Origin of the sequence: Salmonella bongori NCTC 12419, from assembly GCF_000252995.1 — a bacterium.
Classification (GTDB): domain Bacteria; phylum Pseudomonadota; class Gammaproteobacteria; order Enterobacterales; family Enterobacteriaceae; genus Salmonella; species Salmonella bongori.
Genome location: NC_015761.1, coordinates 534732 through 550560, shown reverse-complemented (window position 1 = coordinate 550560; position 15829 = coordinate 534732). Strand labels below are relative to the sequence as shown.

General features: G+C 50.8%; 11 protein-coding genes and 1 pseudogene. 6 read left to right on the top strand and 6 right to left on the bottom strand.

The window, feature by feature from the left end; translation table 11 throughout:
* The first annotated feature begins 3 nt into the window (after positions 1 to 3).
* From SBG_RS02505 to SBG_RS02490, 4 genes are all read left to right on the top strand, one after another.
* The gene (locus SBG_RS02505) at positions 4 to 747 is read left to right on the top strand and encodes a PTS mannose/fructose/sorbose/N-acetylgalactosamine transporter subunit IIC (RefSeq protein ID WP_015702753.1); all 744 of its coding nucleotides are present in this window, start codon (positions 4 to 6) and stop codon (positions 745 to 747) included.
* A 2-nt stretch (positions 748 to 749) separates the two neighbouring features.
* A complete protein-coding gene (locus tag SBG_RS02500; protein WP_001293372.1) occupies positions 750 to 1604 on the top strand; it encodes a PTS system mannose/fructose/sorbose family transporter subunit IID in 855 nt (284 codons plus the stop codon).
* A 32-nt stretch (positions 1605 to 1636) separates the two neighbouring features.
* Positions 1637 to 2680, top strand: coding sequence for a glutamine--fructose-6-phosphate aminotransferase (locus SBG_RS02495; protein WP_015702752.1), 1044 nt, complete (start codon positions 1637 to 1639; stop codon positions 2678 to 2680).
* 66 nt (positions 2681 to 2746) lie between these two features.
* Positions 2747 to 3733, top strand: coding sequence for an SIS domain-containing protein (locus tag SBG_RS02490; protein ID WP_000109364.1), 987 nt, complete (start codon positions 2747 to 2749; stop codon positions 3731 to 3733).
* 104 nt (positions 3734 to 3837) lie between these two features.
* On the opposite strand, the gene SBG_RS02485 is transcribed toward SBG_RS02490, so the two are convergent.
* Both SBG_RS02485 and SBG_RS02480 read right to left on the bottom strand, forming a co-directional pair.
* Positions 3838 to 6567 (bottom strand): sigma 54-interacting transcriptional regulator, encoded by a 2730-nt coding sequence (locus SBG_RS02485; protein WP_001031472.1) that lies wholly within the window; start codon positions 6565 to 6567, stop codon positions 3838 to 3840.
* A 200-nt stretch (positions 6568 to 6767) separates the two neighbouring features.
* Positions 6768 to 8737: pseudogene (locus SBG_RS02480) on the bottom strand (autotransporter outer membrane beta-barrel domain-containing protein).
* Between the two features lie 315 nt (positions 8738 to 9052).
* On the opposite strand from SBG_RS02480, the gene SBG_RS02475 reads away from it, so the two are divergent.
* Positions 9053 to 10300: a mechanosensitive ion channel family protein gene (locus SBG_RS02475; protein WP_001156972.1), complete on the top strand. Its 1248-nt coding sequence runs from the start codon at positions 9053 to 9055 to the stop codon at positions 10298 to 10300.
* A 41-nt stretch (positions 10301 to 10341) separates the two neighbouring features.
* Here the strand turns inward: SBG_RS02475 and pheP are convergent, their stop codons facing one another.
* Positions 10342 to 11736: a phenylalanine transporter gene (gene pheP / locus SBG_RS02470; protein WP_000786297.1), complete on the bottom strand. Its 1395-nt coding sequence runs from the start codon at positions 11734 to 11736 to the stop codon at positions 10342 to 10344.
* A 325-nt stretch (positions 11737 to 12061) separates the two neighbouring features.
* Here pheP and SBG_RS02465 point away from each other — a divergent pair, with 325 nt between their 5' ends.
* Entirely contained in the window at positions 12062 to 13237 is a 1176-nt protein-coding gene (locus tag SBG_RS02465) for a coiled-coil domain-containing protein (protein ID WP_000720315.1), read from the top strand.
* Between the two features lie 95 nt (positions 13238 to 13332).
* Here SBG_RS02465 and rclC read toward each other — a convergent pair whose 3' ends face one another.
* The 3 genes from rclC to rclA all read right to left on the bottom strand — a co-directional run bounded on the left by rclC (position 13333) and on the right by rclA (position 15624).
* Positions 13333 to 13893 carry a reactive chlorine resistance membrane protein RclC gene (rclC, locus tag SBG_RS02460; RefSeq protein ID WP_000362172.1) on the bottom strand — a complete coding sequence of 187 codons (561 nt, stop codon included), beginning with the start codon at positions 13891 to 13893 and terminating at the stop codon, positions 13333 to 13335.
* 11 nt (positions 13894 to 13904) lie between these two features.
* Positions 13905 to 14141 carry a reactive chlorine resistance periplasmic protein RclB gene (gene rclB / locus SBG_RS02455; protein WP_000913124.1) on the bottom strand — a complete coding sequence of 79 codons (237 nt, stop codon included), beginning with the start codon at positions 14139 to 14141 and terminating at the stop codon, positions 13905 to 13907.
* Positions 14142 to 14298: 157 nt separating this feature from the next.
* Positions 14299 to 15624, bottom strand: a complete 1326-nt coding sequence (gene rclA, locus SBG_RS02450; RefSeq protein WP_000195938.1) for a reactive chlorine resistance oxidoreductase RclA — start codon at positions 15622 to 15624, stop codon at positions 14299 to 14301.
* Between the last annotated feature and the right edge of the window lie 205 nt (positions 15625 to 15829).

Genomic DNA, 15829 nt, shown 5'->3' with positions numbered 1-15829 from the left:
ACTATGTTGCTCACCGCAACGTTACTCGGCCTGATTGCCGCATTGGGCATTCTTGACGGGCGTTTACTCGGCGTGTCGATGATTGACCGTCCGCTGGTGATGTGCGCTCTCACCGGCCTGGTCTGTGGCAATTTGCACGAAGGTATTCTGATCGGCGCAACGCTGGAACTGATCTTTTTAGGCAACGTTGCTATTGGCGCCGCGGTACCGCCTGATGTTGTGACTGGTTCAGTACTGGCAACGGCGTTTTCTATCATGTCCGGTCGCGGCCCCGAAGCGGCGCTAACTATCGCGATTCCTATCTCGATGCTGGCGCAGACCCTCGGCGTACTGGTGCGCGTAGTTAATGCCCGCTTTGGACACATGGCCGATCGTTACGCGGCGCAGGGCAATACCCGAATGGTTGCTGTCATGCACCTGGGAGGCCCAACGCTACTCTATTTTCTGAGCGGTTTTCTGCCGGTCTTTTTCGCTATTCTGCTCGGCTCGGCCGCTGTCACCTGGTTCCTTGACGCTATTCCTGCCTTTATCACCAATGGCCTGGTTGTCGCCAGTAAGATCTTACCGGCGCTGGGTTTTGCTTTGCTAATCAGCATGATGCTCAGCAGCAAGTTAATGCCTTACCTCGGGCTGGGTTTTCTGCTCGCCGCGTATACCAAACTGGACATTATCGCCATTGCGCTGTTTGCCGTGGTGCTGGCTTTCATCATCAGCCAGTTTCTTAATACTTCTCAACAGGAGAGCTAATCATGAGCGAAATGACGCAGACCCTGACCGACGACGCGTCGGCACAGTCGCAAAGCGAAAGCCTAATTACCGCCCGCGATTTACGCAGCGTTTTTTGGCGCTCCTTTACGTTGCAAGGCTCGTGGAATTATGAACGCCAGCAGCATATGGGCTATGCCTTCGCCATGTCACCTGCGCTAAAGCGTATCTACCGTGATCCTGCAGAGCTGGGACGTGCTTTACAACGCCATCTGGTGCTGTTCAATACCACGCCGCACCTGTCGACATTTGTCTTTGGCCTGTCGATTGCGATGGAAGAGGAAAATCAGCGTAATCCCGATTTTAACGAAGAGTCCATCAATGCTGTTAAAACCAGCCTGATGGGGCCGCTGGCCGGGATCGGCGATTCTATCTTTTGGGGATCGCTGAAAGTTATTGCTGCCGGGATGGGGATCTACTTTGCTCAACAGGGCAGCATTTTGGGGCCCATTATCGCGCTGCTGGTCTATAACATTCCGCACCTTCTCTGCCGTTGGTACGCGCTTAAACTGGGCTACAGGGCGGGTACGACCTGGCTGATGCGCCTCTGGCAAAGTGGGCTGATGGACAGGGTGACCTATATCGCCTCTATCGTCGGTTTGATGGTCGTCGGCGCAATGACCGCCAGTATGATCGACATTACTACCCCGCTCAGTTTTACCGCCGGGCAGACCACCATGAAGGTGCAGGATTTTATCGACAAAATTCTCCCTTCTTTACTACCGCTGCTCTTCACGCTCGGCATGTACAAACTTATCCGTAAGGGTGTGAACATTAACTGGATCCTGTTAGGCACCGTCGCGTTTGGTCTTCTTGCCAGCGCACTGGGCCTGCTTTGACGAGAGGTAACGATATGCAAGTAGAAGACTATATGAACGAGACGCCCCTTCAGCTGCTGGAGATGTTGGCACAGACGCGAGAAGATCTCTGGCGCGCAGCACAGGCGATAACGGAACGCGGCGTCACCCGCCTTATTCTGACAGGCTCCGGCACGTCATACCACGGCGCGCTGACCGCCCGCACGTTTATGCAGCGATGGTGCATGTTGCCGGTGGATGTCTGCTGGCCATTTATGCTTGACGACGAAACACTTGCCCGTAGCGGTAAAGCGCTGGTTATCGGCGTCTCCCAGGGTGGCGGCAGTCTCTCGACTCTGACGGCGATGGAACGCGCTCGCGATTTCGGTCATGTCACCGCATCAATGGCTGGCGTTGCGCCAGCCACTATCGACCGGGCTGCGGATTATGTTCTTACTGTACCCTGCGGTGAAGAAACCGCTGGCGCAAAAACAAAAGGTTATCACTGTACAGTACTCAACTTGATGCTGCTCGCGCTCGCCGTCGCCGGACAACAACAGCGACTGGACGATGAACAGCGCCGGTCGCTGTTACTGCGAATGGAAAAAACCTTTAACCACCTGCCCGTACTGATTGCCGCCGCAAAAACATGGACGCAAACCCACGCACTGGCGCTGTGCGAAAGTGCAGACATTCGTCTGACCAGCCCGGCGGCATTGTTCGGTACCGTGCAAGAGGGGACGCTCAAAATGCTGGAGACGTTGCGCTGTCCTGTATCGGGCTACGAATTTGAAGAGTTTATTCACGGCATTTATAACGCCTTTAATGCGCAGTCCACGCTGATTATGCTCGACCCGCAGCCTGACGCGCGTCAGGATCGGCTGGCGGAAATACTGGGCAACTGGACGCCATATATTTACCGGATTGGTCCACACGTAGGAAATAATGATCTGAATCTGCGTTTCCCGTTTATAAATGATAAAGATTTTTCCGTCTTTGAATATATCATTCCGCTGCAAATGCTATGCGCGATATTACCGCTACAAAAAGGCATTAACCCAGCAATACCCAAAGATCCGCAATTTCATCAGAAAATGAAAAGTAAGCAAGAAATTTAATTTTTATTCATATTCGTTGTTATCCGCGCTTTTGCGGAGAACATGCTACACGCTAAGGAGATAATGATGTCTGTTGCTCATAAAAATGCCCATCGTATTATTAGTGATATTTTACGTAAACAAAAAATTGAACGCGTCTGGTTTGTCGGTTGCGGCGGTTCATTAACCGGCTTCTGGCCTGGGAAATACTTTCTGGACTGTGAAGCGCAAAAACTGGCGGTCGGCTATGTTACCAGCAATGAATTTGTTCACGCCACACCAGGCGCGTTAGGGAAAAATAGCGTTGTTGTTCTCGCGTCGCAGCAGGGTAATACAGCGGAAACAGTCGAAGCCGCCCGAGTGGCACGTGCAAAAGGGGCGGCAACAATAGGACTGGTTTATCAACCCAACACGCCATTGTGCGAACACAGCGATTACGTTATTGAATATCAGTGGGCGCGTTATCCGGAAACGGTCGATCCCGTGGAACAGAAAGCAGCTTACAGTCTGTGGCTGGCACTGGAAATCCTCGCTCAAACCGAGGGTTATGCCGGATATGACGAGATGGTTGAGGCCTTTAGCCGCTTCGAAACTGTGGTGCGCCATGCGCAACAGCAGGTACAGGACGACGCTAAACATTTTGCCGCCGAATGGAAAGATGAAAAGGTCGTCTATATGATGGGCAGCGGCCCCTCTTTCGGCGCCGCGCATCAGGAGTCTATCTGTATTTTACTGGAAATGCAGTGGATTAACTCCGCCAGCATACACAGCGGAGAATATTTCCACGGACCGTTTGAAATCACCGAGCCGGGCACACCGTTTATTTTGCTGCAAAGCAATGGTCGCACCCGTCCTCTGGATGATCGCGCGATTCGCTTTATTGAACGCTACCAGGGGAAACTGCAGTTGATCGATGCGGATAAACTTGGCATTCAGGATTTACCCGCCAGTGTTAGCGAGTACTTTTGCGGCCTGCTGCATAATAGCGTACTGGACGTTTATAACCTCGCTCTGGCGACAGCCCGTCACCACCCACTGACAACACGTCGTTATATGTGGAAGGTTGAGTATTAATATGTGCGCATTGTAAGGCGCAATTTGCTTACCGCGCAGGCCGGATGGCGGCTTCGCCTTATCCGGCCTTGCATAAGCGACGTAAACGTACCTCGTCGCCGCTGCTACCAGCGAAAATCTTCTATCCGTAATTCGAAAATATCGTGAATATAACCAATTTCCGCGATTGGCAGCGCCACATTATACAGGATTTTTAACCGCTGAAACGAATGGTTTACCATAGCAATAAAATCACCATGTTGCTCGTTAAATTCCGCCAGATTTTTATAGTGGGTAATTTCATTACGCATAACCAGCCGTTCGATCATGCAGCTTAAATGAATATATAAACTAATAATCAAATTATTATTAAAATTGAAACCCAGCGTATGTTGCCATTCGGCGATGATGGTCTCAATATGTCCCATCGTCTTACTGGCATTAAGAATGGTCAGCGAATTAACCACATTATGTAACGAGAATTCACGAACCATATTTTTATTAATTAAGGCGATTTGTTTATCGTTAAGATAACCGCTCAATAACTGACTTAAATGCGCGTATCCCTGCTCGCCAAGCAGTTCTTCAATACCCACCCAAGGGACGCCCGCCAGTTGCGGATCAAGGGTGCCAACAACCGCAATCACTTCATACTGATTCAGCAGTGAAGCCGCCATCCGGCTATTTTTCAACCGGGTATACTCACAGGCAATAATATTAATATCAAAGTCTGTCAGCAGACTTTTTTCCATCAGATTTTTAAATTTAAATGCCGTCCCGATGCCGGTAATACAGGTCACCAGCAGCGCCCGCGACTTTTTCTGCTCAGGCCAGAATACATCCCAGCGCGACTGGTTTAACGGGACAATCTCTTCAGCGATCTGTTCGATGTTTTTTTGCAGCGCAATCTCGCTGGCGACATTTAGCGCCAGACGCGTCGTGACGTTATCAACCACCACCAGCGGACCGTTGATGACGCTCAACAGAGCATCCGCGATCTCTTTGGTATATCCCATATCTATCAACACCATAACGCCAGCCCGGGTGTCGGTATGCTGGAGATAATCGACAATGGCCCGGCTGACATCGCTAAACGCAACGTCCATCGGCATATCCATCGCATGATAAATTTTTTCGCCAATCAGTCTGTTTGTCACCCCCGCAATGCTGCTGGCAGTCGAATAGCCATGTGCAATGATCAGCGCTTTTACCTTACCGCCGCTGGTGGCTGCAATGGCATTGCTGACGATTGCCGTAACCACCAGTCTGTCGAGAGTGTCAATCAACAAGTCGTATTTATTATTCACCACATCCAGCAGTTTTTGCGCCACACGCTGCGCCAGTCCAGGCGTCTCCTCCAGCCAGCGCAACATAATCTGACGAACTGGCGGTGGCGTCTCCCCCGGTGTTAGCGGCAAGCTGGTAAGATAGCGTCCGGTGAGATAAGCGAACTCCGCATTCAATTCGAGATCGTAATGCGCGGCGATCGCTTTACCCACATCCTCAATGAAACGTAACCGCTTGTCCTGGCGGGAACGAGGACTCTCTTTATTCATTAACGCATCGAGATATAACGTAAGGTTTTGGTAAACCAGCTTATCAAACGTCTTCGCGGTAATATTCTCCTGCGCCATATCTTTGCACAGACCATAGATATTTTCCGCCAACCGCAAATAATCCAGATGCTGGCTGGAAACGAGCGGAAAAGTGCCGCTTTCGCGATAAATCATGACGCGCTCGGCCGTCTGGGAAACGGTAAACGGCACCTCCATCAGCAAACGATCCGGCAATTGTCCGGCTTTAATCTCCAGTATGCCGTCACCGCGCTGGCCGAAAGTCCAGGCGCTGGCGCAAATATTACGGATAAGATTTTCCAGACCGCCGACATTTCCCTCCAGCGTCTCCTGCATCAGTTGGCTGATAATTTCACTATCCAATGATAAATCGAGATGAAGACGCTGCGCCTCGCGACGGAAAAAATGGTGAATAAATGCCAGCCGCTCGTACTGCCCGCGCTCGGCGATGGGCAGGATTTTGACAATGACGGGTATACGGCGAATAAACGTCGCCAGAAAGTGCTTTTCCAGATCTTCGGTAGAGGCAAATATCAAACGTACCGTGGCGCGACGTTCATCGCTGCTTTCGCCTAATCGCCGCCAGGTACCGTTATCCATAAAATGGAACAATTTTTCCTGCCCTTCTGGCGGTAAGCGGTGTACCTCATCAATAAATAAAACGCCGCCGTTACTGGTCTCGATTAGCCCGGATACCGATCTGTCGGCGCCAGTAAATGCGCCTTTAGCGTGACCAAACAATTTTGACGTCAGCAGTTCCGGATTATTGGCATATTCGGCGCAGTTAAACACGGTAAAGGGCGCTTCGGGGGGTAAAATCTCCTGCTCAATGGCGTACTGCCATAACTGACGCGCCAAAAAGCTTTTTCCTGTTCCCGTCGGACCACGCAACAGCAAAGGCAAACCTGCACCAGGATAACTGATTGCCGCCTTACACTGACGCAGAGACTCCTGCAAACTCCCCTGCGCGCCGATAAGCAATGCCAGGCTATCCTGCCGCTCCGCGCACAGCGCCTGGATAGACGCATATTCCCCCTGTCGAACGGCCAGTCGATGGCAGCGACGTAGCGCGTCGACAGGCAGAAACAACACAGGACGGCCATTTACTTTGACCACCCGCTGCTCGCGATACAGGTTATTGAGATGATAGCTAATAATACTGCGTTTTTGCCTTAGGCTGTCGGCAATTGCCATCGCGCTGAACCCGCCCAGGGCGTCGACTGTGAGTGGACATCCAGCCAGCCGACGCTCCAACTGGCGAAATATGGACTCTTTATTCATACCTGTGCCCCGCCCAAAACGTATAATTCCGCTTATACGTTAATTTACAAACGACGTCACAGGCTTCGCCCACACTTTTGAAAATACTTACTTTTCCCAACAGTTCCCGTTACGCTTTTACGTGGTCTTATCACGAAAAAGGAGGCTTCCCCTCCCTGGCAGCCCGTTTCGACGGCATCGGTTTCCTGGCTGGCATGTCATCAGAACCGTGCGCCAAACCCGACGTTATAGTGGGTCTGATTACCCTCATTTACCCCTGCCGTTTGTGTCAGTCCCGCGAAAGCAGATACCGTTTCAGACAGCGGAAAATCGGCGCCAATAGCAATATCCACCCAGTTTTTATCCTGCGTCTTTCCGGTTCGGCTAAACGTCAATCTCGTGGATTTAAGCCCGCCGTTGGCCACATATGCATCATCGCCAAACTGGCGGCGATAATTTATCTGCGCCCAGGAACGGATAGTGGTATCACGGATATCCAAACGCCAGCCAGCGCCGCCACCTGAGAGTGGGCATTCTGGTCGCCAAAACGCATTGAAGTACTGGTCGCGCTCTTTTCGCTATAGCCGTTAACGTGGCTATAATCCCACGTATATTGCAGCATCGGCCCGGTCGTTAACCACGGCATGACGGAAAAATCATAACCGCTGGTTAACCTCGCGCCCCACAGCCGGCCATTGGCCTCGCCTGCTTCCACGCGTCTGAGCGCCCCCAGTGTTATGCTACGCTGGATGTCACTGAAGGTAGCGGACAGGTAATGTATATCGCCATCCAGCCACGCCTGTCCGGCACGTAAATGGCTAAACACGGCGGCCTGAAAGCCGCCAGCGTTATAACGATAATTCTCATCAGAACGTTGCTTATCCAGAGAACCGGCTATCAATCCTCCCAGCAGTATCTGCTCATGAAGTTGATAATCGACGCCAACCGTTAAATTATTACGATTACCGTGACCATCGGCCCCGTTATCATCATAGCGTTGATATCCGCCGCGGTATCCGCCGAACATGCCCAGCGAACCGACCGGATTTTCTCCCTGGCGAAGCTGCTGATAACGGCTGTCAAGCGTAGCGCGGCTATCTTGTACCATCGATTGAATGCTTTGGTTCAGGTAAGTCACCTGTACCGGCGCGACAATAATCGACTGAATATATTGCGCAATAATGGTGTGCACCTGTGGGCCGGGATGGAAATGATCGGCAAACAGATAGTTCTGTGACAGGTTGAATCCCGGCATTGCGGAGGAGCATTCCGAAGCGGGTACGCCTGGCGGGCAGGCCATACCCACGGTATTTGTCAAACCAAACGCCCGCGGATTGGCGAGGATTTCCTTAAAGAGGCCGTTAATATCGGCCCGGGCAATATTGCCGCCATGTTGCTCCAACCCCTTTTCCTCACTCTGATTATAATAGTCAGTCAGCTCTGACGCCTGCTCTGCCGCCGCATGATAACCCGCCAGCAGTTGCTCGAGAATCAACTGCTGAATCAGCGGATTACTGCTTATTGTTGCCGCCGCCGCCAACAGCGCATTGCGGATCGCCTGTTGCCGACTGGCGGAATCGGTTGTCTGTGTCGCTGCCAGCGCCTCTAATGCTGCCTTCAGCGCCGGTGGCGCCGCTGCGCCCAGCCCGGCAGTAATGACGGCTTCCAGAAGCATTGGCGCTGCACCAATGTTTGGAACATTTGGCGCTACCACCAGCCCGGCACCAGCATCCAGTAGTTGTCCTACCTGCGCCGCTGCGCTGACCGCGCTATTACCGGCTATCTGCCAGGCCATGGCTGGCTGCATTAACGCTGCCGCCAGATCGTTTCCGCCAACCCAGTGAATATATAAGCCATTGCGGTCAGCCCTTCCCCCGTTTTTGGCGAGCCATTGCTGTACCTGATTCGCCGTATTATCCTGGGGATTTAAGTCTGGTGTCGCCGTCGCGCCGCCAGCGGCATAATTAGAACCACCTTCTCTGGAAGGACGAAATGTCAATCCATACCGCTCGGCCAATTGTTCGTCGTAAAGCTTATTTTCACCGCTATCCCAGGTCCAGTGTCCGTTATTGCCGGTATCGCTAAGGCTATCGCCAAACACGGTAAGGGAGTCCAACGCATAGGCAGATAATGGCGTTGCCAGCGCGAACGAGAGTATGCGGTATTTTACCAGGGCACGCTTTTTAGTCATCCTGTGTTCCTTAGTGTTATTGTGGGTGAGTACGACTTGCGCACATCATCATCCGGTAAATACATTGCAATGGTTTTAAGTCAGATGTTCTGGTTGAGAGGTATTTATCCCCTGTTGACGAAGTGGCGTCTGTACAGAAAAGAACGTCAGCGTAAAATAACGAGGTGATACGGGACGCCGGATACACTATAGCGTATGGGAAAATGCAAGAACGTTTTCCTCCTCTCCCGTTGGTTAGGCTGACCTGCAGGTGTCCTGATTTGCATAAATGCGCTCCAGCGGTCATCATAGGCCGCTGTTTATAAAGGAGAGATTATGCAGGAATTAATATCCCAGGTAGAAGATTTAGCGGGTATTGAAATGAATTACACCACGTCGCTGGTGGTGATATTTGGTATTATTTTTCTGACGGCAGTTGTCGTGCATATTATTTTGCACTGGGTAGTACTACGCACCTTCGAAAAACGCGCTATCGCCAGTTCCCGTCTCTGGCTGCAAATTATTACCCAAAATAAATTGTTTCATCGTCTGGCTTTTACATTGCAAGGCATCATCGTCAATATTCAGGCTACGCTCTGGCTGCAAAAGGGCAGTGAGGCTGCAAATATTCTGACTGTCTGCGCACAGTTATGGATTATGATCTATGCCCTGTTGTCGTTATTTTCGCTGCTGGACGTGATTCTTAATCTGTCGCAAAAATGGCCCGCCGCCTCTCAACTTCCACTGAAAGGAATATTTCAGGGTATTAAGCTGATTGGCGCCATTATTGTCGGCATTCTGATGATCTCATTGCTGATTGGTCAGTCGCCAGCGATTTTAATCAGCGGGCTGGGCGCGATGGCCGCGGTATTAATGCTGGTCTTTAAAGACCCGATTCTTGGCCTGGTTGCCGGTATACAGCTTTCCGCCAACGATATGCTCAAACTGGGCGACTGGCTGGAAATGCCGAAATATGGCGCAGATGGCGCCGTCATTGATATTGGTTTAACCACGGTAAAAGTACGCAACTGGGATAATACCATCACCACCATTCCCACCTGGTCCCTGGTTTCCGATTCGTTCAAAAACTGGAGCGGCATGTCTGCGTCCGGCGGACGCCGGATTAAACGTAGCATTAATATTGACGCGACCAGTATCCATTTTCTGGATGATGATGAAAAACAGCGGCTGTTAACCGCGCAACTGTTAAAGCCGTACCTTACCAGCCGTCATCAGGAAATCGATGAATGGAATAAACAACTGGATGCGCCGGAATCCGCCTTAAATCACCGCCGAATGACCAATATCGGGACATTTCGCGCCTACCTGAACGAATATTTACGCCACCATCCGCGCATCCGTAAAGATATGACGCTGATGGTACGCCAACTGGCACCTGACGATCATGGTTTGCCGATAGAGATCTATGCTTTTACCAATACCGTCGTGTGGCTGGAATATGAGAGCATTCAGGCCGATATTTTCGACCATATTTTTGCCGTGGTGGAAGAGTTTGGCTTGCGTATTCACCAGACGCCGACCGGCAGCGATATTCGCGCGCTGTCAGGGACATTGCGGCATTAATGGATTGCCCGATCGCATGAGCATGGGATCGGGCAAAAAAGTCAATGAGCCTTACGGCGCAAAACAGTAAACGCGATAAACAGGAATACAATCCATACCGGCAGCAAAATCGCCGACAATCGCATATCCTCCATCGTACACATCAGCACCAGAATTAGCGCCAGAAACGCTATGCACAAATAGTTTCCGGCGGGATAGAGCAACGCCTTAAATTGCGTCTCGCGCCCCTGACGACGCATCGCCGTGCGAAAACGTAAATGCGCAAGGCAGATCATGATCCAGTTCAGCAGTAACGTCGCGACAACCAGCGCCATCAACAGGCTAAACGCTTTCTGTGGCAACAAATAGTTAATCAATACCACCAGCGACGTTATTGCCGCGGAAAGCATCAGCGAGTTTACCGGTACGCCGCGGTGGCTGACGCGCGTCAAGAATTTCGGCGCGTTGCCTTGTATGGACAGGCCGAAAAGCATGCGGCTATTCGAATAAACGCCGCTGTTATACACCGAGAGCGACGCGACCAGAATAACGAAATTCAGCGCCGAAGCCACCACATTACTGTCCAGATTATGGAAAATCATGACAAAAGGGCTGCTATTGGATTTCACCTCTATCCACGGATAGAGTGCCAGCAAAACCACCAGCGAACCGATGTAGAACAGCAAAATACGGTAGACCACCTGATTGACCGCTTTCGGAATACTTTTTTGTGGATCGCGCGCTTCCGCCGCAGTAATACCGATCAGTTCCAGCCCGCCAAAGGAAAACATAATCACCGCCAGCGACAGAATCAAACCCTGCCAGCCGGTAGCAAAGAAACCGTTATAGCGCCAGAGGTTATCAATGCTGGCATGTTCGCCGCCGTGGCCGGAAAACAGGAGCCACAGGCCAAAACCTATCATGCCGATAATCGCCAGCACTTTAATCAGCGCGAACCAGAATTCCGTTTCGCCATACAGACGTACGTTTACCAGATTCACAGCATTAATGATAATAAAAAACGCCGCCGCCCATATCCATGTGGGTACGTCAGGCAACCAGTACTGCATATAGATGCCCGCCGCGGTTAGCTCCGCCATCCCGACCAGTACAAACATGACCCAATAGTTCCAACCTGACAGAAAGCCCGCAAACGGTCCCCAATATTTATAAGCAAAATGGGCAAACGATCCGGAGACGGGTTCTTCCACAACCATTTCGCCCAGTTGGCGCATAATGAGAAAGGCAATAATCCCGGCAACGCCGTAGCCCAGCAGAACAGCCGGCCCTGCCATCTGAATTGCCGGGCCGATCCCCAGAAACAGTCCAGTACCAATAGCGCCGCCCAACGCAATGAGCTGAATATGACGGTTTTGCAATCCCCGCTGAAGCGTCGGTTCATTCTTCGACGCGGCATCCGTCACGCTGGCGCCGGATGCTGTTGACGCGTTTTTCACGCCCTACCCCTGTATCGTTTTTATTGAGGGGCACCTTTTAACATTTCGCTCTCGCTGCCGCAAGGCGCAATCGTTTGTCACCGCTCAATACCGGGCATTAACGTCGACGCATAAAAAAAGAGGCTACGGGGTGTAAAAAGAAAAGCACGCGCGCCGATATAAAGCATTACGGGTGAATGGCGACAAGTATAAAATGTATGAATAGCTCTGGACGAAAAGTACAACAACCCACAGAATGCGTTTAGTATTTTTTCTGTATTTCCAAAAAGGTGAATCAGACCTGGTATCTGTTATCTGTTGTTGAGCCACACCAGGCATTAACGTCATGAAGAAGATCATTAAACGTTTAGAGATCATCAAAAGCGCCATTGAACTTGAGGATGAAGAGATTATCCGTCAGCAGCTCATTCACCTGAAAAATGAGCCGCAGGATGCTGTTATCACCACGATTGTCCAGGCGATTGAAGCCCGCCGGTTCAGCGACGCCATGCAGAATATCTCAGCCTGGCTACAGGCCCAACGAGCGCTCTCGACGTGGCAAGATCCTTCTGTGGCCGCCAGTAAACTGGAGCTGAAAGCGCTTGAAGCCCAACTTCGCGATCTGATTGATAAGCGAAACGCGCGGGTGCAAATTCTTGACGATTTCAACGATCTTTATCATCTGCGTCTCGGGCCATTGATGAGCCGTATCCTGGAGTTACGTCAACAGCTCGCCGTGAGTATGCAGCGTAAGCAAGAAGCAGAACTCAAACGCCGGGAAAAGGATTATCAGTCCTGTCTGCAATATATTTCCCGGGCGGTGGATCAACTGGCCACGCTAAAACAGCAATGGGTAGTGTTAAATACCGCCTCACGGGAAGCGGTGGGGTTTCGTCAGCGTATTCAGCAACAAACGGAGTTAATTACCGCGTTGCTGGCGGAGATTCGTGAGCTGGAGGAAAGTTTTTCCCATCAGAACAACAGCGCCTCCCGTCAGGCGCAGGAAAATGCAGAACAGGAATACCATCAGTATCGGGAGCAGCAACAGGAAGCGCAGTTCCGCTACGCCCGCGATCAACGTTTGTCGGCTGATGAACGCAGTGAATTAAAACGGTTGTGGCGCCAGGCCAGCCGCCTGTGTCACCCGGATGTGGTCGCCGATGAATTAAAAGAAAAAGCTCACCAGATGATGGTACAGCTCAATCAGGCGCGGCAAAATGCCGATCTGGCGACAATTCGCACGCTGTTGACTCAGTTACAAAGTGGTCTGGAACCAATGATGGCAAGCGACAGGCTGAATAATCTGGAACATTTGCGCAATAAAATACGCCAGCTTCGCACCCAAATCGACGCGCTGTTAAAAGAAATTACACAACTGGAAACGGAAAATGCCTGGCGGCTCGCCTCTTCCGTAACGGATAAAGAAGCCTATTTTTCCGAGCAGGAACGGGCGCTGACGGAAATTCGCAATTCGCTGGAAGCGCAGGTCCAGCAAGTAGAAAAGGAACTACTGACAGGGTAGCGCGTATCTAAACACATCAGCTATGACACTGATTGCCGGATGGCGCTTACGCAGCCATCCGACGACTCACAGCTTTAAAGAGAGCAAGGGACTCGCTATTGTCGCTGTGAAAGTAGCGATCGGGCGGAATCCGCCATGATCATCACCGCGCCTGCCAACATTAATGTATCCTTTAATACCAGCCGTCCGGCCCCCGATAAGTACGGAAAACCGTAATGCGCATCGCCCAGCGGCATAACCCAGGCCTCCGGCGTGGTGATTAAAAAAGACAGCGTTACAAATGGCGTCAGGAATGCCAGCACGCCTCCCGCCAGCCCTAACCAGCGGCTGAAGGGATTAGCCAGCACCAGTGCCGCAATAATCAATTCCACTACGCCCAGGCCATTCGAAAACACATAAGTATTATTAGCCGTTTGCCAGGCGCGCTCCTGCGGCTTTAATTCGCCTTCATGAGTCAGATGTTGGCGGTATTCCTCTGGATGCTCATAGAAAAATGACATAAAAGGGCTATTCGCGACAAACGGTGTAATACTATCGGCCTCATAGGGCACAAACTTAAGCAAGCCAATCCAGATAAAAACAATGGCAATGCTCAGGCGTATTAATGTTAATCCAATCCGATCTCCCTGACTTAACAGACGAAGATATTTGTCCATTATATACCTCCTTATTTATATAAAATCGCGGTGGCATAGCCCGTATTATCAATACGCATTGAGGTTATTTTCCATGACGATGCCTGTTTACTTTGTGCCAGTTGGGCAATAGCGTTCTCAAGCATCGAAGGCGTTGCTGCAATGGCGGAAACGCTAATATACTCGACTTCGGTTAACGGCTGAGTGGAGGCAGAAAACGCCAGCGGCGCGGCCAGTAAGGAGGCAATAAGTGTCGTAATTTTTAACATAGTGATTTCCATTAATGAGTTATTTCAATAGCGCTATAATACGTTAGCTCTGACTAATGCTTTTTCTTTCAGACGCCAGCATTATTGTTCTGGCGTATATTTTACGGTATAACAGACAATAAAAAGCCCTGGTTAACAGGGCTACATGATTTACATTTTACTTAATAAGGGAGAAGAGATCGTTTAATGACTCGCTCATTGTAGGATGGGTAAATATCTGGTCGCGTAACACCGTATAAGGTAAATCCGCATCCATAACGGTTTTAACGATATTAATCATTTCATGTGAATCGGCGCATAACAATGATGCGCCCACTATGCGCTGTGTATTGACGTCCACCACGGCTTTCAGTACGCCACGGGTATCATCTATAACACGGGCGCGAGGGATCGCCGCTACCGGCAATGTCACCACCTGTACCGTTGCGCCGCTCGCCCGCGCTTGTTCTTCTGTCATCCCAATACGGGAGAGCGGCGGCGTCATAAAGACAGAATATGGCACGTTTTGGCGATCGCGGGTGCTGCGTTTACCCTCACCCAACAAGCCATCACGAACGATGCGGAAATCATCCAGTGAAATATAGGTAAACTGTAACCCACCAGTAACATCGCCCATCGCCCAGATATTCTCTGCCGTGGTACGCAGGTAATCGTCAACGATAATCCCCCCGCGTTCATTCACCGCGACCCCGGCATTATGAAGCTGTAAGCCTGCAGTCGCCGGTTTCCGCCCCGACGCAACCAGCAGTGCATCCACAAGGTGTGCGCCCTCCGGTAGCTCTACCTGTACCGCTCCCGCCTGTGACGACACCGCCTGCACTTTAGCATTTAAAATTAGCTCAACGCCCTTTTCCTGCAAAATGTGGGCAATAGCCTGCGCGATGTCCCGATCTTCACGAGGCAGGAATTGCGGCGCAGCCTCAAAGATTGTGACCTTCGTACCAAAGTTGGCAAACATTGAGGCAAATTCCAGACCAATATAGCCGCCGCCTAAAATACCCAGCCGTGCCGGACGCTCGCTCAGGCTGAGCAGCCCGGTACTATCGAACACGCCCTCGGTGGTTGTTAATCCTGTAATAGCAGGAATCACCGACTCTGCGCCCGTATTGATGAAGATCTTTTCCCCCCGTAACACCTGTTCGCCTTTCGCCTGAACGACCCGAACGGTTTGGTTATCAATAAATTCCGCCCTTCCCTCAATCACATCAACATTATGCAGGTCGGCAAGATTATGAAAATTTTTATCGCGTAAAAAATTCACGACCGCCGCTTTACGTTGCATAGCGGCAGAAAAATCCGCCTCGCGTTCAGCGTCATGCACCAGCGTTTTTGTAGGAATACAACCTATATTGATACAAGTTCCGCCGAACATACTGGGTGACTGTTCGATAATCGCCACACGCCATCCCGTCTTAGCCAAAGTTGCCGCCAGCGTTTTTCCTGCCTTACCAAAACCAATAATGAGTGCCTGATACTGTGTCATTCTCTTTCTCCGCCAAATCACCCTCTTTTTGTCAGGCAAAGTATAGGTACCGCCAGCCAGGAAAGTATTATCTGCAACGCGCCATTTTTTGTCTTATCGTCTAAAATCGCATTTAACAGCCACCAGAGTAGAAATCACGTTAAAACCCAAATATAGTGAGCATACAAGGGAATAATTATTATTTTTATTGAAAAAAATCTGTTCT